Consider the following 21,051-nt stretch of genomic DNA (forward strand, 5'->3'; position numbering starts at 1 on the left):
TCTAGGCGGCAGCCGTCTCGCGCTGCGGCTCGTGGCGTGCGACCACCTTCGACGGCTTGGCCGCCAGCGAGGGCTGGTTCTGCTCGGGGGTGAGCTGCCGGCCCAGCCGGACGGCCAGGAACGTGATGCCCAGCGAGAAGAGCACGAAGGTCACGATGTACGGACCGTGCAGCGCGGCCCCCATCGGCCCGCCCACGGCCGGACCGACGGCCAGCGCCAGCTGCTTCACCAGGGCGAAGGCCGAGTTGTACGACCCGACCATCGACTCCGGCGCCAGATCGGCCACCAGCGGGGCCACGGTCGGCGACAGCATCGCCTCACCGAGCCCGAAGAGGGCGTACGTGGAGACGAAGGCCGCCGTCGCCATGGCCTGGCTGCCGTGCCCGAGGCCCGCGTACCCGGCGATGAGCCAGGCCACGGTCCAGATCAGACCGACGGCCGCGATCACCCGGGTCCGCTTGCGGCGCTCGACGAACCGCAGCACCAGGAACTGGGCGGCCACGATCACCGCCGTGTTCGCGGCGAGGGCCATCCCGAGCGCCGACGGCTGGATGCCGGCCGCCTCGGTGCCGTACGCGGCGAGACCCGACTCGAACTGCCCGTAGCAGGCGAAGAACAGCACGAAGCCGAGGACGCAGAGCTGCACCATCGCCTTGTGGCCCAGGAGCGCGCGGACACCGCCGCCCTTCCCGCCCCCGGCCGGACGCGCGCCCTGGAGCGCAGGGGAGCCCGGCAAACGGACGGTCCCGACGATCGCCGCGAGCACCAGGAACATCGCCGCCTCGATCGAGAACAGCAGGATGAAACTGCCCGGCCGGCTCGTGTCGACGAGCAGACCGCCGATGAGACCACCGATACCGAGCCCGAGGTTCTGCAGGAAGAACTGCATCGCGAAGGCCCGCGTGCGGCCGACGGGCGCCGAGCACCAGACGATCATCGTGGCGAGGGCCGGCTGGAGCACGGCAGTACCGGCACCGAGCAGCGCCGCGGCCCCCACGGCCGCCGGCACGCTGGAGGCGAAGCCCATCCCCACCGCACCCACGGCGGCGACGACCGAGGCCACCAGGAGCACGGGCACGGGCCCACGCCGGTCGATGGCCCGCCCGCTGAAGGGCAGCACCACCAGTGCGGCCATGGCGAAGACGGCCAGCACGATGCCTGCCGTGGCCGCGCCCAGATCCCGCACCTGCGCCACGTACACATAGAGGTACGGCACGGTGAAGCCGAGTCCGAACGCGCTCAGCGCGCTGCCTGCCTGGATACGGCGCATCGCTGCGCCCTTCGCCTCGGTCACACTCACCCACTTCGGTCGCGGGTTCAGAGGTGTAGCTCTGAACCCTGAAGACTTCAACGCTAAAGTTAACGCCTTAACAGTACACACCGAAGGACTTCAACGCCAACGAGGCCCGTGGGATACTCGCCGCATGTCCGACACCGCTCCCCAGGAGCCGAGCCTCGACGAGCAGATCGCCGCTTATCAGCGCGAGTACCGCGACCTCGACCCGCAGGTGGAGAAGGTCGTGTCCGCCCTCGGCCGGCTGAACCGCCGGATGAACGTGGCGTACGGCCGCCAGCTCGCGGACCTCGGCATCAGCAACGCCGAGTGGGAGGTCCTCAAGACGCTGGTCCTCTCCGGAGAGCCCTATCGCCTGGGCCCCGGCGAGCTGGCCAAGCGGCTCGGCCTCACCCCGGCCGCGATGACCCACCGCATCGACCGCATGGCCGGCGAGGGCCTGGTCACCCGCGACCGCGACGAGAACAACCGCGTCCGCGTGATCGTCGAGCTCACCGACGAGGGCCGCTCGAAGTGGCTGGAGGCCATGCGCATGGCCACCGACTTCGAGGAGGACCTGCTCCAGGACCTCACGACGGAGGAGAAGGGGGTCCTCGGCGAGGCCCTCATCCGTCTCCTCCGCCGTGTGGAGCTCACCCAGCCGGACGCCGGCGGCCGCCTGACGGACCTGGACTGACCCCACCGAACGGCCGCCGGGCGGGGGTTGACACACCCCTGCCGGATGCGTAGTGTTCTCCGAGTTGTCACGGAGCCGGAACGGTTCTTCGACAACCACTCCCGCCGCTGATGCGGCGCTCTACTCAGCACCGACTCCCCACCGGGACGAATTTCGGCATGCCGAAATTCATTTCGAAAGACTCGATTATGAGTCGCCGGGGAAATCCGCTAGAGTTTGAGACGTCGGAACGGCCCAACAGCCGGAAAGACAAACCCCCCTGACTGGGAATCAGACGCCGAAAGGATCTGATAGAGTCGGAACCGCCGGAAGGGCCCGGAGCGAAAGCGAAAGGGACCGGAAAGCACCGAGGAAATCGGATCGGAAAGATCTGATAGAGTCGGAAACGAAGGAAGCGCCCGGAGGGCCTGGAAACAGGAACGAAGGAAGCGTCCGCACCTTGAGAACTCAACAGCGTGCCAAAAATCAACGCCAGATTAGTTGATACCCCGTCCATCTTCGGATGGTCGAGGTTCCTTTGAAAAAGTCCACCCCTCGGGGTGGCACACTACAGCGAGGACGCTGTGGACGGTCGGCCATATTCCGGCATGACTGTCCCGCTCAACGCGAGTGTCTCACCGGATTACCGGTAAACATTCACGGAGAGTTTGATCCTGGCTCAGGACGAACGCTGGCGGCGTGCTTAACACATGCAAGTCGAACGATGAAGCCCTTCGGGGTGGATTAGTGGCGAACGGGTGAGTAACACGTGGGCAATCTGCCCTTCACTCTGGGACAAGCCCTGGAAACGGGGTCTAATACCGGATAACACCGGCTCCTGCATGGGGGCTGGTTAAAAGCTCCGGCGGTGAAGGATGAGCCCGCGGCCTATCAGCTTGTTGGTGGGGTAATGGCCTACCAAGGCGACGACGGGTAGCCGGCCTGAGAGGGCGACCGGCCACACTGGGACTGAGACACGGCCCAGACTCCTACGGGAGGCAGCAGTGGGGAATATTGCACAATGGGCGAAAGCCTGATGCAGCGACGCCGCGTGAGGGATGACGGCCTTCGGGTTGTAAACCTCTTTCAGCAGGGAAGAAGCGAAAGTGACGGTACCTGCAGAAGAAGCGCCGGCTAACTACGTGCCAGCAGCCGCGGTAATACGTAGGGCGCAAGCGTTGTCCGGAATTATTGGGCGTAAAGAGCTCGTAGGCGGCTTGTCACGTCGGGTGTGAAAGCCCGGGGCTTAACCCCGGGTCTGCATCCGATACGGGCAGGCTAGAGTGTGGTAGGGGAGATCGGAATTCCTGGTGTAGCGGTGAAATGCGCAGATATCAGGAGGAACACCGGTGGCGAAGGCGGATCTCTGGGCCATTACTGACGCTGAGGAGCGAAAGCGTGGGGAGCGAACAGGATTAGATACCCTGGTAGTCCACGCCGTAAACGTTGGGAACTAGGTGTTGGCGACATTCCACGTCGTCGGTGCCGCAGCTAACGCATTAAGTTCCCCGCCTGGGGAGTACGGCCGCAAGGCTAAAACTCAAAGGAATTGACGGGGGCCCGCACAAGCAGCGGAGCATGTGGCTTAATTCGACGCAACGCGAAGAACCTTACCAAGGCTTGACATATACCGGAAAGCATTAGAGATAGTGCCCCCTTTGTGGTCGGTATACAGGTGGTGCATGGCTGTCGTCAGCTCGTGTCGTGAGATGTTGGGTTAAGTCCCGCAACGAGCGCAACCCTTGTCCTGTGTTGCCAGCATGCCCTTCGGGGTGATGGGGACTCACAGGAGACCGCCGGGGTCAACTCGGAGGAAGGTGGGGACGACGTCAAGTCATCATGCCCCTTATGTCTTGGGCTGCACACGTGCTACAATGGCCGGTACAAAGAGCTGCGATGCCGTGAGGCGGAGCGAATCTCAAAAAGCCGGTCTCAGTTCGGATTGGGGTCTGCAACTCGACCCCATGAAGTCGGAGTTGCTAGTAATCGCAGATCAGCATTGCTGCGGTGAATACGTTCCCGGGCCTTGTACACACCGCCCGTCACGTCACGAAAGTCGGTAACACCCGAAGCCGGTGGCCCAACCCCTTGTGGGAGGGAGCTGTCGAAGGTGGGACTGGCGATTGGGACGAAGTCGTAACAAGGTAGCCGTACCGGAAGGTGCGGCTGGATCACCTCCTTTCTAAGGAGCACAGTACCGATTGCAGGCAAATGTTCTGCACGGTCAGCTCATGGGTGGAACGTTGATTAGTTGGCGTGAGCGATCCTGATGGTCTTCGAGTACTGCTTCGGCGTGGAAAGAAGATACGGAGGGCAGCTCACGCTTGGCACGTTGTTGGGTGTCTGAGGGTACGGCCGTCATGGTCATGCCTTCGAGGATGCCGGCCCCAGTGAACTTGTCGCTTATGCGGCAGGGTGATGGGTGGCTGGTCGTTGTTTGAGAACTACACAGTGGACGCGAGCATCTGTGGCCAAGTTTTTAAGGGCGCACGGTGGATGCCTTGGCACCAGGAACCGATGAAGGACGTGGGAGGCCACGATAGTCCCCGGGGAGCCGTCAACCAGGCTTTGATCCGGGGGTTTCCGAATGGGGAAACCCGGCAGTCGTCATGGGCTGTCACCCATGCCTGAACACATAGGGCATGTGGAGGGAACGAGGGGAAGTGAAACATCTCAGTACCCTCAGGAAGAGAAAACAACCGTGATTCCGGGAGTAGTGGCGAGCGAAACCGGATGAGGCCAAACCGTATGCGTGTGATACCCGGCAGGGGTTGCGCATGCGGGGTTGTGGGATCTCTCTTTCACAGTCTGCCGGCTGTGAGACGAGTCAGAAACCGTTGATGTAGGCGAAGGACATGCGAAAGGTCCGGCGTAGAGGGTAAGACCCCCGTAGCTGAAACATTGACGGCTCGTTTGAGAGACACCCAAGTAGCACGGGGCCCGAGAAATCCCGTGTGAATCTGGCGGGACCACCCGCTAAGCCTAAATATTCCCTGGTGACCGATAGCGGATAGTACCGTGAGGGAATGGTGAAAAGTACCGCGGGAGCGGAGTGAAATAGTACCTGAAACCGTGTGCCTACAAGCCGTGGGAGCGTCGGACATAGCTTGCTATGTCTCGTGACTGCGTGCCTTTTGAAGAATGAGCCTGCGAGTTTGCGGTGTGTTGCGAGGTTAACCCGTGTGGGGAAGCCGTAGCGAAAGCGAGTCCGAATAGGGCGATTCAGTAGCACGCTCAAGACCCGAAGCGGAGTGATCTAGCCATGGGCAGGTTGAAGCGGAGGTAAGACTTCGTGGAGGACCGAACCCACCAGGGTTGAAAACCTGGGGGATGACCTGTGGTTAGGGGTGAAAGGCCAATCAAACTCCGTGATAGCTGGTTCTCCCCGAAATGCATTTAGGTGCAGCGTCGTGTGTTTCTTGCCGGAGGTAGAGCACTGGATAGGCGATGGGCCCTACCGGGTTACTGACCTTAGCCAAACTCCGAATGCCGGTAAGTGAGAGCACGGCAGTGAGACTGTGGGGGATAAGCTCCATGGTCGAGAGGGAAACAGCCCAGAGCATCGACTAAGGCCCCTAAGCGTACGCTAAGTGGGAAAGGATGTGGAGTCGCAGAGACAACCAGGAGGTTGGCTTAGAAGCAGCCACCCTTGAAAGAGTGCGTAATAGCTCACTGGTCAAGTGATTCCGCGCCGACAATGTAGCGGGGCTCAAGCGTACCGCCGAAGTCGTGTCATTGCAGCAATAGGGCCAACGCCCGCTGTGATGGGTAGGGGAGCGTCGTGTGCCGGGTGAAGCAGCCGCGGAAGCGAGTTGTGGACGGTTCACGAGTGAGAATGCAGGCATGAGTAGCGATACACACGTGAGAAACGTGTGCGCCGATTGACTAAGGGTTCCTGGGTCAAGCTGATCTGCCCAGGGTAAGTCGGGACCTAAGGCGAGGCCGACAGGCGTAGTCGATGGACAACCGGTTGATATTCCGGTACCCGCTTTGAAACGCCCAATATCGAGCCCATTAATGCTAAGGCCGTGAAGCCGCCCCGGAGCCTTCGGGCAAAGGGGAGTGGTGGAGCCGTCGACCCAAGGTGGTAGTAGGTAAGCGATGGGGTGACGCAGGAAGGTAGTCCAGCCCGGGCGGTGGTTGTCCCGGGGTAAGGGTGTAGGGCGTGTGATAGGCAAATCCGTCACACATGAAGCCTGAGACCTGATGCCGAGCCGATTGTGGTGAAGTGGATGATCCTATGCTGTCGAGAAAAGCCTCTAGCGAGTTTCATGGCGGCCCGTACCCTAAACCGACTCAGGTGGTCAGGTAGAGAATACCGAGGCGTTCGGGTGAACTATGGTTAAGGAACTCGGCAAAATGCCCCCGTAACTTCGGGAGAAGGGGGGCCACGTCTGGTGATGGAGTTTTCCTCCTGAGCTGGGGGTGGCCGCAGAGACCAGCGAGAAGCGACTGTTTACTAAAAACACAGGTCCGTGCGAAGCCGTAAGGCGATGTATACGGACTGACGCCTGCCCGGTGCTGGAACGTTAAGGGGACCGGTTAGTCACATTTCGGTGTGGCGAAGCTGAGAACTTAAGCGCCAGTAAACGGCGGTGGTAACTATAACCATCCTAAGGTAGCGAAATTCCTTGTCGGGTAAGTTCCGACCTGCACGAATGGCGTAACGACTTCTCGACTGTCTCAACCATAGGCCCGGTGAAATTGCACTACGAGTAAAGATGCTCGTTTCGCGCAGCAGGACGGAAAGACCCCGGGACCTTTACTACAGTTTGATATTGGTGTTCGGTTCGGCTTGTGTAGGATAGGTGGGAGACTTTGAAGCCGTGACGCCAGTCATGGTGGAGTCGCCGTTGAAATACCACTCTGGTCGTGCTGGATGTCTAACCTCGGTCCGTGATCCGGATCAGGGACAGTGTCTGATGGGTAGTTTAACTGGGGCGGTTGCCTCCCAAAGGGTAACGGAGGCGCCCAAAGGTTCCCTCAGCCTGGTTGGCAATCAGGTGTTGAGTGTAAGTGCACAAGGGAGCTTGACTGTGAGACCGACGGGTCGAGCAGGGACGAAAGTCGGGACTAGTGATCCGGCGGTGGCTTGTGGAAGCGCCGTCGCTCAACGGATAAAAGGTACCCCGGGGATAACAGGCTGATCTTCCCCAAGAGTCCATATCGACGGGATGGTTTGGCACCTCGATGTCGGCTCGTCGCATCCTGGGGCTGGAGTCGGTCCCAAGGGTTGGGCTGTTCGCCCATTAAAGCGGTACGCGAGCTGGGTTTAGAACGTCGTGAGACAGTTCGGTCCCTATCCGCTGCGCGCGCAGGAATATTGAGAAGGGCTGTCCCTAGTACGAGAGGACCGGGACGGACGAACCTCTGGTGTGCCAGTTGTCCTGCCAAGGGCATGGCTGGTTGGCTACGTTCGGGAGGGATAACCGCTGAAAGCATCTAAGCGGGAAGCCTGCTTCGAGATGAGTATTCCCACCTCCTTGAGAGGGTAAGGCTCCCAGTAGACGACTGGGTTGATAGGCCGGATGTGGAAGCCCAGTAATGGGTGGAGCTGACCGGTACTAATAGGCCGAGGGCTTGTCCTCAGTTGCTCGCGTCCACTGTGTTAGTTCTGAAGTAACGAACACGCCCCCCTTTCGGGTGGTGCGGCGGTTCATATCTTCATAGAGTTTCGGTGGTCATAGCGTTAGGGAAACGCCCGGTTACATTCCGAACCCGGAAGCTAAGCCTTTCAGCGCCGATGGTACTGCAGGGGGGACCCTGTGGGAGAGTAGGACGCCGCCGAACAATCATTGTGGGAAAGCCCCGCACCTCATGGTGCGGGGCTTTTCTGCGTTCCGGGGCCATTCAAGGCCGGCGGGTCAGGCCGGGGCGACGAGTTGGGTGTCGTAGGCCAGGATGACCGCCTGGACACGGTCCCGGGTGCCGGTCTTCGCGAGGATGCGGCCCACGTGGGTTTTCACCGTGGATTCCGCCAGGTGGAGGCGTTCCGCGATCTCCGTGTTGCTCCAGCCCTTGCCGATGACCGTGAGGATCTCGCGTTCCCGGTCCGTGAGGGAGGCCAGGCGGGGGTCTTCCGGGGGCAGGGTCGTCGCGGGGGACGGCGGGAGGTGGTGGATGTACGCGTCCAGGAGGCGGCGGGTGAGGCTCGGGGCGACGACCGCGTCGCCGGCGGCCACCGCGCGGATGCCCGCGAGGAGTTCCTCCGGCTGGGCGTCCTTCACCAGGAAGCCGCTCGCGCCGGCGCGGAGGCCGTCGTACGCGTACTCGTCGAGATCGAAGGTCGTGACGATCAGGATCCGGGTGCGGGCGCCCGTGGCGATGATGCGGCGGGTGGCCTCGATGCCGTCCAGGCCGGGCATCCGGATGTCCATCAGGACGACGTCCGGGTGGTAGCGGTCGACCAGGCGTATCGCCTCGGTGCCGTTGGACGCCTCACCGACGACCGACATGTCGTCCTGGCTTTCGAGCAGCATGCGGAAGCCGAAGCGCTGCATCGGCTGGTCGTCCGCGATGAGAACGGTCGTCACGAGGGGGAGTCCTCCCGGGGGAGTCGGAGCCGGACGGCCCAGCCGCCGGTCGGCAGCGGGCCGCATTCGAGTGTGCCGTCGTAGAGGGCCGCGCGCTCGCGCATTCCGGTGAGTCCCTGGCCCTGGCCCGGAGCGGGGGCCACCTCGCCCGTGTTCATGATCTCCGCCCGTACCTCTTCCCGTGTGGAGGTGAGGACGACCCGGGCAGCCGCCCCCGCGCCCGCGTGCTTCAGCGTGTTCGTCAGGGCTTCCTGGACGACGCGGTAGATCGTCAGCTGGGCGCCCGGCGGGAGCTGTCGGGCGGTGGGCGCGTCGTCGGTCTCGAACCGTACCGGCAGGCCTGCCTTGCGTACGCCCGTGATCAGGGTGTCGAGGTCGGCCAGGGTGGGCTGCGGGTCGCGGACCGCCTCCTGCTCGTCGTCGCGCAGGACGCCGAGGAGGCGGCGGAGTTCGGCGAGGGCCTCGCGGCTCGTCGTACCGATGGCGTCGAGGGCCTGCGCGGCGCGCTCGGGGCTCTTGGCCGCCGCGTAACGGCCGCCGTCCGCGAGGCCGGTGATGACCGACAGGTTGTGGCCGATGATGTCGTGCATCTCGCGGGCGATACGGGTGCGTTCGGCGGCTGCCGCGAGCCGGACCTCCTGGTCGCGTTCGATCTCCAGGCGGCGGGCCCGGTCGACGAGGCCGGCCGTGTAGTCCTTGCGGGAGCGGACCGCGATGCCGAGGAGGGCGACCAGCGCGTACGCCCACAGGGTGGGGACGACGCGCTGGTCCCAGGACTCCGTGGGGAAGCGGACCGCGCCCGTCACGAGCGGCGGCAGGATCAGGGCCAGGGACCACAGGAGCGCGCGGGGCGGGCGGCTGAGCGCGATGTGGAACAGCGGGAGCATCTGGAGGTACGCGGCCTGCAGGAACGCCCCCGAGCCGTCGCTGACCAGGGTCGCCCCGGCCATCACCGCCAGGACGGCCAGGGGGTGACGCCGGCGCCAGTAGAGCGGGACGGCGAGGGCCAGCGACAGGGTGACCACGAGCCAGACCGGGACGGACGGGTCGCGGGCGGTGGTCCGCCAGCCGCCGGCCGCGTCCACGAGGACCGCCACCGTCCAGGTGGCCGTGACCGCCGTGTCCCACACCCAGGGGCGTCGGGCGTCGAAGGCCCGGACCCGGGCCAAGAGCCGCTGGGCGTACCGGCTCGGGCCTGTCGTCTCCGTCGTCACTCCGTCATCTTCCTCATACGTCCCGGCGCTTGAGCAACAGCGCGGGGACGGCCAGTGCCGCGGCCGCCCACAGGAGCAGGGCCAGGAGGGCCGTGCCGGGCGAGGCGGCGCCCGGGAGCGGGGTCGCGGAGCCGAGGGCGCCGGCCGCCTGCGTGGGGAAGTACCGGACGACGGTGTCCATCACCTCGTACGGGAGCATCCCGAGGATCTCCGGGAGGATCAGGACCCCGCCGACGAAGGCTCCGATCGCGCCCGGCACCGAGCGGAGGGCGGCGCCGAGACCGAGGGCGATCAGGCCGAGGAGGGTGACGCCGGCGGCGTTGCCCGCGACGGCGGCGAGGACGCCGTCGTCGGAGAGGGAGGCGGCCTGGTCGGTGTCGGAGAGGAAGACCTGGGCGGTGAGGAAGGTCAGCAGGGCGGTGAGGAACGAGACCGTGAAGACGGTGGCCGTGTAGACCGCCGCCTTCGCCCACAGGACGGGGAGGCGGCGGGGGACGGCCGTCAGGGAGGCGCGGATCATGCCCGTCGCGTACTCGCCGGCGGTGACCAGGATGCCGAGGACGGCGAGGGCGATGCCGCCGAGCTGGGAGCCGTACAGGGTGAGGACGACGGTGTCGACGTCGGAGTCGCCGCCGCCGGAGGTGTAGGTGGCGCCCATCAGGATGCCGACGCCGAGGAGGAGCGCGGCGGCGCTGAGGACGGTGATCCAGGTGGAGCGGACGGTCCGGAGCTTGTGCCACTCCGAGCGGAGGACTCGGGACGGGGTGATCGCGAGGGTGGTCATGCGGGGACTCCCTGGTATTCGACGGAATCGCGGGTGAGGTCCATGAACGCCTGCTCCAGGGACACGGCCTGTGGGGTGAGTTCGTGCAGCGGGACGGCGTGGGCGGCGGCCGCGCGACCGATCTCCGGCGCTTCGAGACCGGTGACGAGGAGGGTGTCCGGGGCCTCCGCGGTGATCCGGGCGCCGGGGAGGAGCGTGCGCAGTCGGTCCGCCTCCGGGGTGACGACCTTGACGCTCGCGCCGCCCGCGGTCCGTACGAGCTCGTCGACCGTGGTGTCGGCGAGGAGCCGGCCCTTGCCGATGACGATCAGGTGGTCGGCGGTGAGCGCCATCTCGCTCATGAGGTGGGAGGAGACGAGGACCGTACGGCCCTCCGCGGCCAGGTTCTTGAGGAGGGTACGGATCCAGAGGACGCCCTCCGGGTCGAGGCCGTTGACCGGTTCGTCGAGGACGACGGTGGCCGGGTCGCCGAGGAGCGCGGCGGCGATGCCGAGGCGCTGGCCCATGCCCAGCGAGAAGCCCTTCACGCGCTTGTGGGCGACGTGAGTGAGACCCGCGAGGGCGAGAACCCGCTCCACGCGGGCGCGTGGGATGCCGTGGGTGTGGGCCAGCGCCATGAGGTGGTGGTGGGCGGAGCGGCCCGGGTGCACGGAGCGGGCCTCCATGAGGGCGCCGACGTGGGTGAGCGGGGCGCCGTGGGCGGCGTAGGGGCGGCCGTCGACGGTGGCGTGTCCGCGGGTGGGCGCGTCGAGGCCGAGGATCATGCGGAGGGTGGTGGACTTTCCGGCGCCGTTGGGTCCGAGGAAGCCCGTGACGGAGCCCGGGCGGACGGTGAAGCTGAGGTCCTGGACGACGGTGGTGTCCCCGTACCGCTTGGTGAGGTTCTCTGCTCGGATCATGTCTTCGACGCTAGAGAGCGGGCGGCGGGCGGGCGTCGGACCGGGGGCGGGAGGTGCGGCGGGGGCGTGGTACCGGGGTACGACGCGGGGCCCTGACCAGGAATTTCCTTGTCGGTCGCGGGGAGAGCGGCGAGGATGCTCGGCATGGACTTTTCGATACGTGTGATCCGTTCCGACGAGTGGGAGAAGGCCCGGGAGCTGCGGCTCGTGGCGCTGCGTGACCCGGTCGCGCATCTCGCGTTCCTGGAGACGTACGAGGATGCCGTCGCGCGTCCCGATTCCTTCTGGCAGGAGCGGACGGTGGGGGCATCGGAGGAGGGGCCCGGTGGCGTGCGCCAGTTCGTGGCGGAGGCGGCGGACGGGCGGTGGCTCGGCACGGTGACGGTGCTCGTGGAGCGGGCCGGCACCGAGACGTTCTTCGGGGACGTCCCGGCGGTCGAGCAGACGCATGTCGTCGGCGTGTTCGTACGGGACGAGGCGCGCGGCTCCGGGGTGATCGACGCGCTGTACGAGACGGCGGTGGAGTGGTCCTGGTCGCTGGAGCAGGGCGTCGGGCGGGTGCGTCTCTACGTCCACGCCGAGAACGTCCGGGCCCAGGCCGCGTACCGGCGGATGGGGTTCGTGGACACCGGCGCCCGGGTGGCCCTGCACGGCCAGGAGGACGCGCACGAGCTGGAGTACGAGCTGGTGCGGCCGGCCCGATAGGTCCCGGCGCGACGAGTTCCGGCCCGACGGCGTCCTTGGCGCGACGGGTCCCGGCCCGGGGTTTCCGGTCCGGGCGGGTGCGTCAGTGGCTGAGCGAGGCCTCCGGCCAGCGGGATCTGGCCTGTTCCTCGGAGCGCATCAGGGCCAGGGTCGGGAGGCCCTGGGTGTGGCCTGTGGCCAGGAGGTCCGGGAGCTGGGGGAGTGGGGCCACCGCCGCCACGTCGTCGAGGACGAGGGTCAGTGGTGGGTCGAGCCGACCGTCGGATGACCGTGCGGCCATGCGGCGGCCGTGCTCGACCACGCTTGCGGCGAGGGCCGTGAGGAGCGGCATCGCGCCGGGGTGGGTGCGGGGATCCTCGATCGCCTCGCCCACCACGTACAGGGTGCCCCCTTCGGCGAGGAAAGATGCGAGCGCCAGCGAGTCGCTTCGATTCGGGACGCACGCCTCCCTGATGTGGATCGAGGACAGCGCCGCCAGCGCACGGGCCGTCAGTTCCTGTGCGAGGCGGCGGCTTTCCGGGTGCGCGGTGAGTGCCGACTCCAGGAGGCCCGCCAGGCCCGAGGCGGCCTTCGGGTGGCTGCGGAGGATGCGTACCGGCTCGTGCGCGCCGGCGCCCTGCGCCCAGCGGTGGACCTGCCGGAAGGGGCGGCCGTCGACGGCCGCGGCGTGCAGCCAGCAGCGCAGGAGCGTCTCCGCGGTGTCCGCGGTGGCCGCGTCCAGGCGGGAGTGCGGGCGTACGGGGGCGAGCAGGGCGACCGCGCGTTCCTGCGCCACCGCAGGGTCCTCGCAGCGCTCGGACGGTGACCAGTGGAGCCGGGCGGGCGTGTCGCAGAGGTGGCCGGGATCGTGCACGAGGACCGGGCCGAGCTTGCCGCGCGCGTCCTTCGTCGAGGACCAGACGGCGGGGTCGGAGGTGACGACCAGGACCGGGCCCTCCGCGTCCAGGACGGCCTGCACGGCGGCCGGTCGCCGCGTCTCCGGGGAGCCGTAGACGGTGCGGGGGGTCGGGGTGGCTATGGGGGCGATCACGCTCGTCGTGTCCGCGATGACGGGCGGGGCCGGGGCCGGGGCTGAAGCCGGTGTCGGTACCGGCGTCGGGGTCGGCTCCGGGGGGTGTTCCTCCGTCGGGCGCCTCGGGGCCGGGGGAGCCGGGGGTTCCTCCCGTACCTCCGTGTCCTTCCGTACGACGGGAGCCGGCTGGTCGTACGTCCCCGCCTTCCGGTTCGCGCGGACCGCGCGCCAGCGGGCCAGGGTGCCGAGGACGAAGACCGCGAGGACCATCAGGATCATCGCCTCGCCGATGAGCAGGCCCCAGAAGAGGCCGTACCCCGACAGCTGGTCCGGCGGGGTCGCCGGCCAGGCCGCCGGGAGGTCCGTCGGGGCCGTCGCCAGGGAGCGCAGGGCCGAGGGGGTGCCCGTGAAGGCGACTCCCTGCGGCCAGGCGCCGTGGGCGAAGAGGCCCGCCAGGCCGGTCGCCGTCCACACCAGGACCGTGAGGCCGAGGAGGAGGCCGAACAGGCTGAGCAGCAGCCCGTCGGAGACCCCTCCGCCCTTCCGTTCCTGCTCCATCTACGCCACCGTCGACTGCGAAGTGCCGTTCATCTGCTGCTCGATGAGGATCGCGCGCTGCTCGGTCTCCCACTCCAGCTCCGGATCCGTGACGGAGGACTCCGTCATGGCGCGGTCGGTGTAGACGAGCGGGCGTTCCTTCTCGGTGATGAGGTGTTTGACCACCTGCACGTTGCCGTTGACGTCCCAGACCGCGATGCCCGGGGTGAGGGTCGGGATGATCTCGACCGCCCAGCGGGGCAGACCGAGGACCCGGCCCGTGTTGCGTGCCTCGTCGGCCTTCTGGGCGTAGATGGTTCTGGTGGAGGCCATCTTGAGGATCGCGGCGGCTTCCTTCGCCGCCGCTCCGTCGACCACGTCGCTGAGGTGGTGGACGACCGCGACGAAGGACAGGCCGAGGCGGCGGCCGAACTTCAGCAGCCGCTGGAACAGCTGGGCCACGAACGGGCTGTTGATGATGTGCCAGGCCTCCTCGACCAGGAAGATGCGCTTCTTCCGGTCGGGGCGGATCCAGGTGTGTTCCAGCCAGACGCCGACGATCGCCATGAGGATCGGCATGGCGATGGAGTTGCGGTCGATGTGGGACAGGTCGAAGACGATCAGGGGCGCGTCGAGGTCGATGCCGACGGTCGTCGGGCCGTCGAACATGCCGCGCAGGTCGCCGTCGACCAGGCGGTCCAGGACGAGGGCGACGTCCAGGCCCCAGGCCCGTACGTCGTCTATGTCGACGTTCATCGCCTCGGCGGACTCCGCCTCGGGGTGGCGGAGTCGCTCGACGATGTCGGTGAGGATCGGCTGCCGGTCGACGGCGTGCTCGGTGACGTACGCGTGGGCGACCTTGAGCGCGAAGCCGGAGCGCTCGTCGAGGCCGTGGCCCATCGCCACCTCGATGATCGTGCGGAGCAGCGCGAGCTGGCCCGTGGTGGTGATCGAGGGGTCGAGGGGGTTGAGGCGGATCCCGGCGTCGTTGGCGACCATCGGGTCCAGGCGGATGGGGGTTATCCCCAGCTCCTGGGCGATGAGGTTCCATTCGCCGACGCCGTCCTCGCCCTGCGCGTCGAGGACGACGACCTGCCGGTCGCGGAAGCGGAGCTGGCGGAGCACGTACGTCTTCTCCAGCGCCGACTTGCCGTTGCCGGACTCGCCGAGGACCAGCCAGTGCGGGGCGGGGAGCTGCTGCCCGTACAGCTGGAAGGGGTCGTAGATGTACCCCTTGCCGCTGTAGACCTCCCGGCCGATGATCACGCCGGAGTCGCCGAGGCCGGGTGCGGCGGTCGGCAGGTAGACGGCCTGGGCCTGCCCGGTGGACGTGCGGACGGGCAGGCGGGTCGTCTCCACCTTCCCGAAGAGGAAGGCGGTGAAGGCTTCGGTGAGGACGGACAGCGGATCTCGCATGGCTCTGTGCCCCTTCGGCCCTAGCGGCGGATGCCGGTCGCGAACGGCAGGGTGTTCACAAAGGCCCGGTGGTGCTCGCGGTCGCACCACTCCAGCTTCAGATACGACTTGCCGGCGGAGGCCCTGATCGTGCGCTTGTCCCGGGCGAGGGCCTCGGGCGAACGCGACGACACCGTGATGTACCCGACGAGGTTCACTCCGGCAGCGCCGCTGGCGAGATCTTCACCCCGCTGGTCGAGCCGGCCGTGGGCGGCGATGTCGCGCGGGTCGACCGTGCGGTTCATCTTGGCGGCGCGGCTGGCGTCGGCCTCGTCGTTGGTCTTCTCGGTGAGCATGCGCTCGATGGCGACCTCGGTGGGCTCCAGGTCCATGGTGACCGCGACCGTACGGATGACGTCGGGGGTGTGGACGAGGAGCGGGGCGAGGAAGTTGACGCCGACCGGGGTCATCGGCCACTCCTTCACCCAGGCGGTGGCGTGGCACCAGGGGGCGCGGGTGGAGGACTCGCGGGTCTTGGCCTGGAGGTACGTCGGTTCCATCGCGTCGAGCTCGGCCGGCCAGGCGTTGCGCTTCGTCATGGCCTGGATGTGGTCGATGGGGTGGTCCGGGTCGTACATGGAGTGCACGAGGGAGGCAAGGCGCGACTGGCCGAGGGGCTGGCGGACGCGGATGTCGGCCTCGGCGAGGCGGGCGCAGATGTCGGTGAGCTCGCGGGCCATGACGACGGCGAGACCGGCGTCGCGGTCGAGCTTGCGGGCCCCGGAGGCGTGGCGTGCGGCGCGGGCCATGGCGTTGGCCTCGGCGGCGAGTTCGCGCGTGTAGTGCATGCACGCGACGAGGTAGGCGCGGTGCTGCTCGCTGGAGGTGGAGACCATCGACTGGAGCTGGTCGTACGACTCCTGGAGCCACGCGGGCGCGTGCGGGTCGCCGCGCTGGCCGACGTCCTTGGCGTGCGCGTCGGGGTCGGCGGGGAGGGTGCGGGCCAGCATCTGGAGGCGGGTGACGAAGCCGTCGCCGTTCGCGACGTGCTTCAGGAGGGTGCCGAAGCGGTCGACCAGGGCCTCCTGGTCCTCGCTGTCGCGCAGGCCGACGCCGGGGCCCTCGATCTCGATGGCGGCGGTGACGGTGCGGCGGTCCGCGTGCAGGAGGACGGCGATCTCGTCGGGGCCGAAGGGGGCGGCGAGCCAGCCGACGCGGCCGATGCCCGGGGGCGGGCCGACCTCGACCTCGCGGCCGTCGAGGCGGGTGCCGGCCTCGGTGGCGACCGAGCGGTAGGCGGTGCCGCGCTTGAGCATCCGCTTGTAGCTGCGGTTGATCTCGAACCACTTGTAGAACGTGCGGTGCTTGTACGGGAGGTACACGGCGGCGATCGCGAGCATGGGCAGGCCCGCGAGGAGGGCGATCCGCAGGGGGAGGGCGGGGACGAGGAGTCCGCTCATCATGCCGAGGAAGGCGCCGGCGATGATCAGGGCGATCTCGCCGGTCTCGCGGTTCTTGCCGACGATCGCGTTCGGCCGGGCACGGCCGACGAGATACGTGCGGCGGGGCGCGACCGGCTGGGACTGGGTCGTCAACGCCCTGCACCTCCAGAGTTCTTGCGGTTGCTGTGCGGGGTACCCGCGGTGGGACTGCTGCTACGGGGCGGGGGCGTCGCACCGCCGGTGCCGCCGCCGCTTCCGCCGCGGCTGCTGTGGGCGGCCATGCCGCCGGACACCGGGTTGGCGGGGCGGGCCGGCTGGGAGGACTGGCCGCCGCCGTCGCTGCGGGTGCTGTGCGTCTTGATGCCCTGGGAGACGAGGGACGCGGGGGAGGAGATGACGGCCGCGGCCGCGTTCTCGCCGGCGCGGTGCAGGCGGTTGTTGCGGGAGGCGGCGATCTCGTCGCCGAAGCCGGGGACGAAGCGGTAGATCATCGCGGAGGCGAAGATGGCGAGCAGGATGATCGACAGGCCGGACACGACGGCGGACACCGAGTCGGGGCCGGTGCCGGAGGAGAGCGCGCCGGCCAGGCCGAGGACGATCACGATGACCGGCTTCACCAGGATGATCGCGATCATGATGCCGGCCCAGCGGCGGACGTGACCCCACATGTTCTTGTCGACGAGACCCGAGTAGACGACGACGCCGAGGAGCGCGCCGACGTACAGCAGGACGGCGCGGAGGAACAGCTCCAGGTAGAGCACGCCGGCCGCGAGGACGGTCACCAGGGACACGATGATCAGCATGATGGGGCCGCCACCGATGCTGTCGCCCTTCTGGAGGGCCTGCTTGAAGCTGCCGAAGAAGATGTCGGTCTGCTGTCCGGTGCCGGAGGCGATGACCTCGGTGATGGCGTCGGTGGCGTTGACGACGGTGTAGAGGATCAGGGGCGTGAAGGCGGAGGCGAGGACCGTCAGCCAGAGGAAGCCGATGGCCTCGGAGAGGGCCGTGGTGAGGGGGACGCCGCGGACGGCCCGCTTGGCGACGGCGAGGAGCCAGAGGAGGAGGGTGAGGAAGGTGGCGGCGGCGAAGACGATCGCGTAGCGGCCGAGGAACTGCATGTTGGTGAAGTCGACGTCGGCGGTCTCCTTGACGGCCTTGGAGAGCTCGTCGATGACCTTGATGGCGGCGTCGGCGAAGCCGCGGGCGAGGGAGGTGAGGGGGTCGAGGGCGGTGGTGGGGTCGGCGACGGGAGCCTTGCCGGCGGAGCCGCCGCTTCCGGCACGGCCGTTCTCGCAGTAGTCCCGTGCGGGGCCCGCGATCAGCGCGCAGGGGTTGTCGGTCGCGCCGGGAGAGGGCGTGGCGCCAGGGGCGGTCGGGGTGGGGGTCGGTGCGGCGGTCGCGCGGGAGGCCAGCGCGAGCAGTGCGACCTGTGCGGTCACGAGCGCGGACAGGACGGTACGGCCGTGGCTGCGTGCCCTAGCGGGCATAGGTGAACCCCCCGAATCCCTTGACCGCGTCTGCGATCTCCTCGGAACCGGAGACCGGGTTGTCCCCGTTGACGGGTGTGGGGCCGGTTCGCTGAGTGGTCGAGACGACCTTCCAGTCGGCCCCGCTCCACTTGAGCTTGAAACTGATGGTGAACCACCCGTGCGTGACCGGCTTGGTCGATGAGGCGCCGGTGAGGCCGAACATGCCGACGGACCAGACGTCGATCTCCGCGGCGTCGTCGGAGTAGCTCTTGACCTTGGCGCCGACTGGGACGGTCCTGCTCACGAACGTCGATCCGGGGGGGGCGCTACCGTCCTCGTTGAGGCCGATCTGCCGTAGGAAGTCCTGCGAGTAGTCGGCGTCGAAGCCCGCCTGGAGGTCTTCCCGTGTGCCGGGATCGGCGACTGCGCCGACGATCTCACGGCGGCGGTCGGCGTTGAACATCCCGTCCGACCCCAGCGCCACCGCGTAGTTCGTCGCCGCGCTCTGGGCGCCCTGGTCGTCGTGGGTGTAGCCCGTGGGGATCGTGCCGTTCTTGCCGGTGACCGGGCGGACGCCCGTCGCGGACGTGGGGGCCGTCTTTCCCGGTGTGCCGGCCTGTGGGCCGGCCGCGTCCGCCGGGTCGCCGCCGCCGCGGTTGGCGAAGGCGATGGCGGCGATGAGGAGGACCACCACGCCCACGACCGTGATGAGGGATCGGGAGCTGCGGACGGGGCGGCGGGCGCCGCCGTAGACGTCGCCGCTGTTGCCCTCGGGCAGGCGGGTCCGGGTCTGGCCCGAGCCGCCCACGCCGCCGAAGCTGTCGTGCTCGTCGCCGGGACTCATGCCGGGTACGCCCCCTCACTCGTTCGCGGGTACGGCCGTGCTTCAACATGACTGGGCATCAGGGAACGCAATCTCAGGAGGGTCGGGTCCGACGGGAGATCAGACGGCCATCCCGTACACGATGGTGAACAGCGTCCCCAGTGATCCGATGATGAAGACGCCGGTCAGACCGGCGACGATCAGGCCCTTGCCCTGTTCCGCGCTGAACGTGTCGCGGAGGGCGGTCGCGCCGATGCGCTGCTTGGCCGCTCCCCAGATGGCGATGCCGAGGCAGAGCAGGATGGCCACGGCCATCACGACCTCGACCATCACCTTCGCTTCGTTGCCCAGGCTCCCGAAAGGTCCCCAGTTGGGGGCGATTCCACCGATGATGGTGGTGATGTCGCCCTTTTCGGCCGCCAGGTACATGTAACTCACCGCCCCTGTTGGGTACTTGGTCGCCCCTGCCGGACGGCATGGGTCATCGCTCTATCTTCGCTGATGAAACCGCTCACGTGTGACGGCTTGACGGCTCTCTTTACCCGATCCCCGCACACATGACCGATCTGACCGTCTTGACCTGCGGTGGTGTGGCCGGTTTCTATGCGAGGAAGCGTATGGTCACTCTGTGTATCACGGAGAGTGACTCCGGGCAATGATTGTCGTTGTTGCACTCTTGGGGCGGCGTCGGTCCGGAGGTGAGTACGGCGGGCCGCGCAGGTGAGTAGGTGCACGGAGGCGGCGGGGGCGGCCCCCGCGGTCCATTGGGGTCATGACGACGGATCAGCGCCCGTGGACCCCCGCCCTGCCCGACCTCGACCCCGAGCGCGACGGCAACGCGTGCGTGCCCGGCGCGGTCGCCGGCGCGGTCGCCGTCGGCACCCACCCCTTCTGGCTGCTCGTCCTCGGTTTCTCCACGATGGCCACGGACAGCTGCGGCCCGGACGACTGCGCGCTCGCCGTCACCGGCCCCCTGTCCGTCATGTACGTGGCGTACTACGCGACCTACGTCCTCACCCCGCTCGCCGTCATCGCGTCCGTGGTGCTCCCGTGGCGCCGTCGCTGGCGGCGTACGCGCACCCGGCTGGCGCTGCTCGCGCTCCTGCCGCAGGCGGCGATCGCCGGCTCCCTCGCCGCGCTGCTCGCCTTCGGCGGGTGACCGCCGTGTCGCGCAACGTCTCCGGAGGCATCCCCTCGGAGCACCTCGCCGCCTAGACTGGCTCCCCGGGCGTACTGCCATGAGCCGAGGGGTGGTTGACGGTGCGTAGGGCTGGCAAGGCGTGGCTGGTGGCCGGCGGGGCCCTCGGGGTCTGTCTCGGCTTCGTCGCACTGCTCGTCATCGGCACGTACTCCGCGGCCGCCGGCATCGCCGGCGGCGCGAGCGGCAAGGGCGGCACCGTGGCCCTCGCCAAGGGGTCCGTCCCCGCCCTCTACCAGGGGCTCGTGCAGCGGTGGGGGAACCTGTGCCCCGCCATCAACCCGGCTCTGCTCGCCGCTCAGCTCTACCAGGAGAGCGGCTGGAACCCGCGGGCCGTCTCCCCGGCCGATGCCCGGGGCATCGCGCAGTTCATCCCGGGCACCTGGGCCGGGCACGGCGTCGACGGCGACGGGGACGGCGACCGGGACATCTGGGACCCGCAGGACGCGATCCCCTCGGCCGCCTCGTACGACTGCGAATTGGCCGGATACGTGAAGGACGTGCCCGGCGACCCGGCGAACAACATGCTGGCCGCGTACAACGCGGGCGCGTACCGGGTGATCAAGTACGGCGGGGTGCCGCCCATCAGCGAGACGCAGAACTACGTCCGCATCATCCGGGCCCTGGAGAAGAGCTTCGCCCGCCCGGTGGGCCGTGTCGCGCCCTCCCAGCAGGCCGCGGCCGCCATCACGTACGCGCAGGAGAAGCTGGGCACCCCGTACCTCTGGGGCGGTACGGGCACGGCCGCGCAGAACGGGCGGTTCGACTGCTCCGGGCTCACCCAGGCCGCGTACGACAGCGTCGGCGTGCAGCTGCCGCGCGTCGCCAACGACCAGTACAACGCCGGTCCGCACCCGAGCAGGGCCGAGCTGCTCCCGGGCGACCTCGTCTTCTTCTCGGACGACCTGACCAACTCGCGGGCCATCCGGCACGTCGGGATCTACGTCGGCGGCGGCTACATGATCGACGCCCCGCGCACGGGCGCGGTGATCCGCTTCGACCGGATCGACACCCCGGACTACTTCGGCGCCACCCGCGTCACCAAGGAGGGTGCGGCGGCGCTGCCCACCCATCTCCCGCAGGCGTGAGGG

The 21,051-nt window shown here is 67.8% G+C and carries 15 protein-coding genes and 3 rRNA genes; 7 read left to right on the forward strand and 11 right to left on the reverse strand.

The window, feature by feature from the left end; genetic code table 11:
* Position 1: 1 nt before the first annotated feature.
* The gene (locus ACN9M0_RS19415) at positions 2-1,270 is read right to left on the reverse strand and encodes an MFS transporter (RefSeq protein WP_366042821.1); all 1,269 of its coding nucleotides are present in this window, start codon (positions 1,268-1,270) and stop codon (positions 2-4) included.
* Between the two features lie 154 nt (positions 1,271-1,424).
* Between ACN9M0_RS19415 and ACN9M0_RS19420 the strand changes: the two genes are divergently transcribed.
* The 4 genes from ACN9M0_RS19420 to rrf all read left to right on the forward strand — a co-directional run bounded on the left by ACN9M0_RS19420 (position 1,425) and on the right by rrf (position 7,739).
* Positions 1,425-1,970 (forward strand): MarR family winged helix-turn-helix transcriptional regulator, encoded by a 546-nt coding sequence (locus tag ACN9M0_RS19420; RefSeq protein WP_366042816.1) that lies wholly within the window; start codon positions 1,425-1,427, stop codon positions 1,968-1,970.
* 635 nt (positions 1,971-2,605) lie between these two features.
* Positions 2,606-4,131: ribosomal RNA gene (locus ACN9M0_RS19425) — 16S ribosomal RNA — on the forward strand.
* A gap of 287 nt (positions 4,132-4,418) precedes the next feature.
* A 23S ribosomal RNA gene (locus ACN9M0_RS19430) occupies positions 4,419-7,537 on the forward strand.
* A gap of 85 nt (positions 7,538-7,622) precedes the next feature.
* Positions 7,623-7,739: ribosomal RNA gene (rrf, locus tag ACN9M0_RS19435) — 5S ribosomal RNA — on the forward strand.
* The 16S, 23S and 5S rRNA genes sit together here, the layout of an rRNA operon.
* 74 nt (positions 7,740-7,813) lie before the next feature.
* Here the strand turns inward: rrf and ACN9M0_RS19440 are convergent.
* The 4 genes from ACN9M0_RS19440 to ACN9M0_RS19455 are packed head-to-tail and all read right to left on the reverse strand — an operon-like array spanning position 7,814 to position 11,379.
* The gene (locus ACN9M0_RS19440; protein ID WP_426403956.1) at positions 7,814-8,482 is read right to left on the reverse strand and encodes a response regulator; all 669 of its coding nucleotides are present in this window, start codon (positions 8,480-8,482) and stop codon (positions 7,814-7,816) included.
* Positions 8,479-9,696, reverse strand: a complete 1,218-nt coding sequence (locus tag ACN9M0_RS19445; RefSeq protein WP_426403957.1) for a sensor histidine kinase — start codon at positions 9,694-9,696, stop codon at positions 8,479-8,481. The genes ACN9M0_RS19440 and ACN9M0_RS19445 overlap by 4 nt, the downstream gene beginning before the upstream one ends.
* 13 nt (positions 9,697-9,709) lie before the next feature.
* Positions 9,710-10,480 (reverse strand): ABC transporter permease, encoded by a 771-nt coding sequence (locus tag ACN9M0_RS19450; protein ID WP_426403958.1) that lies wholly within the window; start codon positions 10,478-10,480, stop codon positions 9,710-9,712.
* Positions 10,477-11,379: an ABC transporter ATP-binding protein gene (locus ACN9M0_RS19455; RefSeq protein WP_426403959.1), complete on the reverse strand. Its 903-nt coding sequence runs from the start codon at positions 11,377-11,379 to the stop codon at positions 10,477-10,479. Before ACN9M0_RS19455 ends, ACN9M0_RS19450 begins: the two co-directional genes overlap by 4 nt.
* A gap of 144 nt (positions 11,380-11,523) precedes the next feature.
* Here ACN9M0_RS19455 and ACN9M0_RS19460 point away from each other — a divergent pair, with 144 nt between their 5' ends.
* Positions 11,524-12,084 carry a GNAT family N-acetyltransferase gene (locus tag ACN9M0_RS19460; protein ID WP_399700844.1) on the forward strand — a complete coding sequence of 187 codons (561 nt, stop codon included), beginning with the start codon at positions 11,524-11,526 and terminating at the stop codon, positions 12,082-12,084.
* 82 nt (positions 12,085-12,166) lie between these two features.
* On the opposite strand, the gene ACN9M0_RS19465 is transcribed toward ACN9M0_RS19460, so the two are convergent.
* From ACN9M0_RS19465 to ACN9M0_RS19490, 6 genes are all read right to left on the reverse strand, one after another.
* A complete protein-coding gene (locus tag ACN9M0_RS19465) occupies positions 12,167-13,654 on the reverse strand; it encodes a type IV secretory system conjugative DNA transfer family protein (RefSeq protein ID WP_399700846.1) in 1,488 nt (495 codons plus the stop codon).
* On the reverse strand, positions 13,655-15,049 hold the full coding sequence (locus ACN9M0_RS19470; protein ID WP_366038766.1) for an ATP-binding protein: 1,395 nt from the start codon (positions 15,047-15,049) through the stop codon (positions 13,655-13,657).
* 20 nt (positions 15,050-15,069) lie between these two features.
* Positions 15,070-16,623, reverse strand: coding sequence for an SCO6880 family protein (locus ACN9M0_RS19475; protein WP_366038767.1), 1,554 nt, complete (start codon positions 16,621-16,623; stop codon positions 15,070-15,072).
* Positions 16,620-17,957: a hypothetical protein gene (locus tag ACN9M0_RS19480; protein WP_426403960.1), complete on the reverse strand. Its 1,338-nt coding sequence runs from the start codon at positions 17,955-17,957 to the stop codon at positions 16,620-16,622. Before ACN9M0_RS19480 ends, ACN9M0_RS19475 begins: the two co-directional genes overlap by 4 nt.
* On the reverse strand, positions 17,947-18,783 hold the full coding sequence (locus ACN9M0_RS19485) for a hypothetical protein (RefSeq protein WP_426403961.1): 837 nt from the start codon (positions 18,781-18,783) through the stop codon (positions 17,947-17,949). Before ACN9M0_RS19485 ends, ACN9M0_RS19480 begins: the two co-directional genes overlap by 11 nt.
* A 99-nt stretch (positions 18,784-18,882) precedes the next feature.
* Positions 18,883-19,191: a hypothetical protein gene (locus ACN9M0_RS19490; RefSeq protein ID WP_366038879.1), complete on the reverse strand. Its 309-nt coding sequence runs from the start codon at positions 19,189-19,191 to the stop codon at positions 18,883-18,885.
* Between the two features lie 343 nt (positions 19,192-19,534).
* Here ACN9M0_RS19490 and ACN9M0_RS19495 point away from each other — a divergent pair, with 343 nt between their 5' ends.
* Together ACN9M0_RS19495 and ACN9M0_RS19500 are read left to right on the forward strand one after the other, a co-directional pair.
* Entirely contained in the window at positions 19,535-19,921 is a 387-nt protein-coding gene (locus ACN9M0_RS19495; protein WP_366038770.1) for a hypothetical protein, read from the forward strand.
* A 101-nt stretch (positions 19,922-20,022) separates the two neighbouring features.
* On the forward strand, positions 20,023-21,048 hold the full coding sequence (locus ACN9M0_RS19500; protein ID WP_399700857.1) for an NlpC/P60 family protein: 1,026 nt from the start codon (positions 20,023-20,025) through the stop codon (positions 21,046-21,048).
* Positions 21,049-21,051: the final 3 nt, after the last annotated feature.

It is taken from the genome of Streptomyces sp. R-07 (assembly GCF_049913175.1).
GTDB lineage: Bacteria > Actinomycetota > Actinomycetes > Streptomycetales > Streptomycetaceae > Streptomyces.

What these genes read in the sequence shown, in the direction of transcription:
- ACN9M0_RS19415 (WP_366042821.1), bottom strand. Translation starts at nt 1,270, where the DNA reads ATGCGCCGTATCCAGGCAGGCAGCGCGCTGAGCGCGTTCGGACTCGGC.
- ACN9M0_RS19420 (WP_366042816.1), top strand. Translation starts at nt 1,425, where the DNA reads ATGTCCGACACCGCTCCCCAGGAGCCGAGCCTCGACGAGCAGATCGCC.
- ACN9M0_RS19450 (WP_426403958.1), bottom strand. Translation starts at nt 10,480, where the DNA reads ATGACCACCCTCGCGATCACCCCGTCCCGAGTCCTCCGCTCGGAGTGG.
- ACN9M0_RS19455 (WP_426403959.1), bottom strand. Translation starts at nt 11,379, where the DNA reads ATGATCCGAGCAGAGAACCTCACCAAGCGGTACGGGGACACCACCGTC.
- ACN9M0_RS19460 (WP_399700844.1), top strand. Translation starts at nt 11,524, where the DNA reads ATGGACTTTTCGATACGTGTGATCCGTTCCGACGAGTGGGAGAAGGCC.
- ACN9M0_RS19465 (WP_399700846.1), bottom strand. Translation starts at nt 13,654, where the DNA reads ATGGAGCAGGAACGGAAGGGCGGAGGGGTCTCCGACGGGCTGCTGCTC.
- ACN9M0_RS19470 (WP_366038766.1), bottom strand. Translation starts at nt 15,049, where the DNA reads ATGCGAGATCCGCTGTCCGTCCTCACCGAAGCCTTCACCGCCTTCCTC.
- ACN9M0_RS19480 (WP_426403960.1), bottom strand. Translation starts at nt 17,957, where the DNA reads ATGCCCGCTAGGGCACGCAGCCACGGCCGTACCGTCCTGTCCGCGCTC.
- ACN9M0_RS19485 (WP_426403961.1), bottom strand. Translation starts at nt 18,783, where the DNA reads ATGAGTCCCGGCGACGAGCACGACAGCTTCGGCGGCGTGGGCGGCTCG.
- ACN9M0_RS19490 (WP_366038879.1), bottom strand. Translation starts at nt 19,191, where the DNA reads ATGTACCTGGCGGCCGAAAAGGGCGACATCACCACCATCATCGGTGGA.
- ACN9M0_RS19495 (WP_366038770.1), top strand. Translation starts at nt 19,535, where the DNA reads ATGACGACGGATCAGCGCCCGTGGACCCCCGCCCTGCCCGACCTCGAC.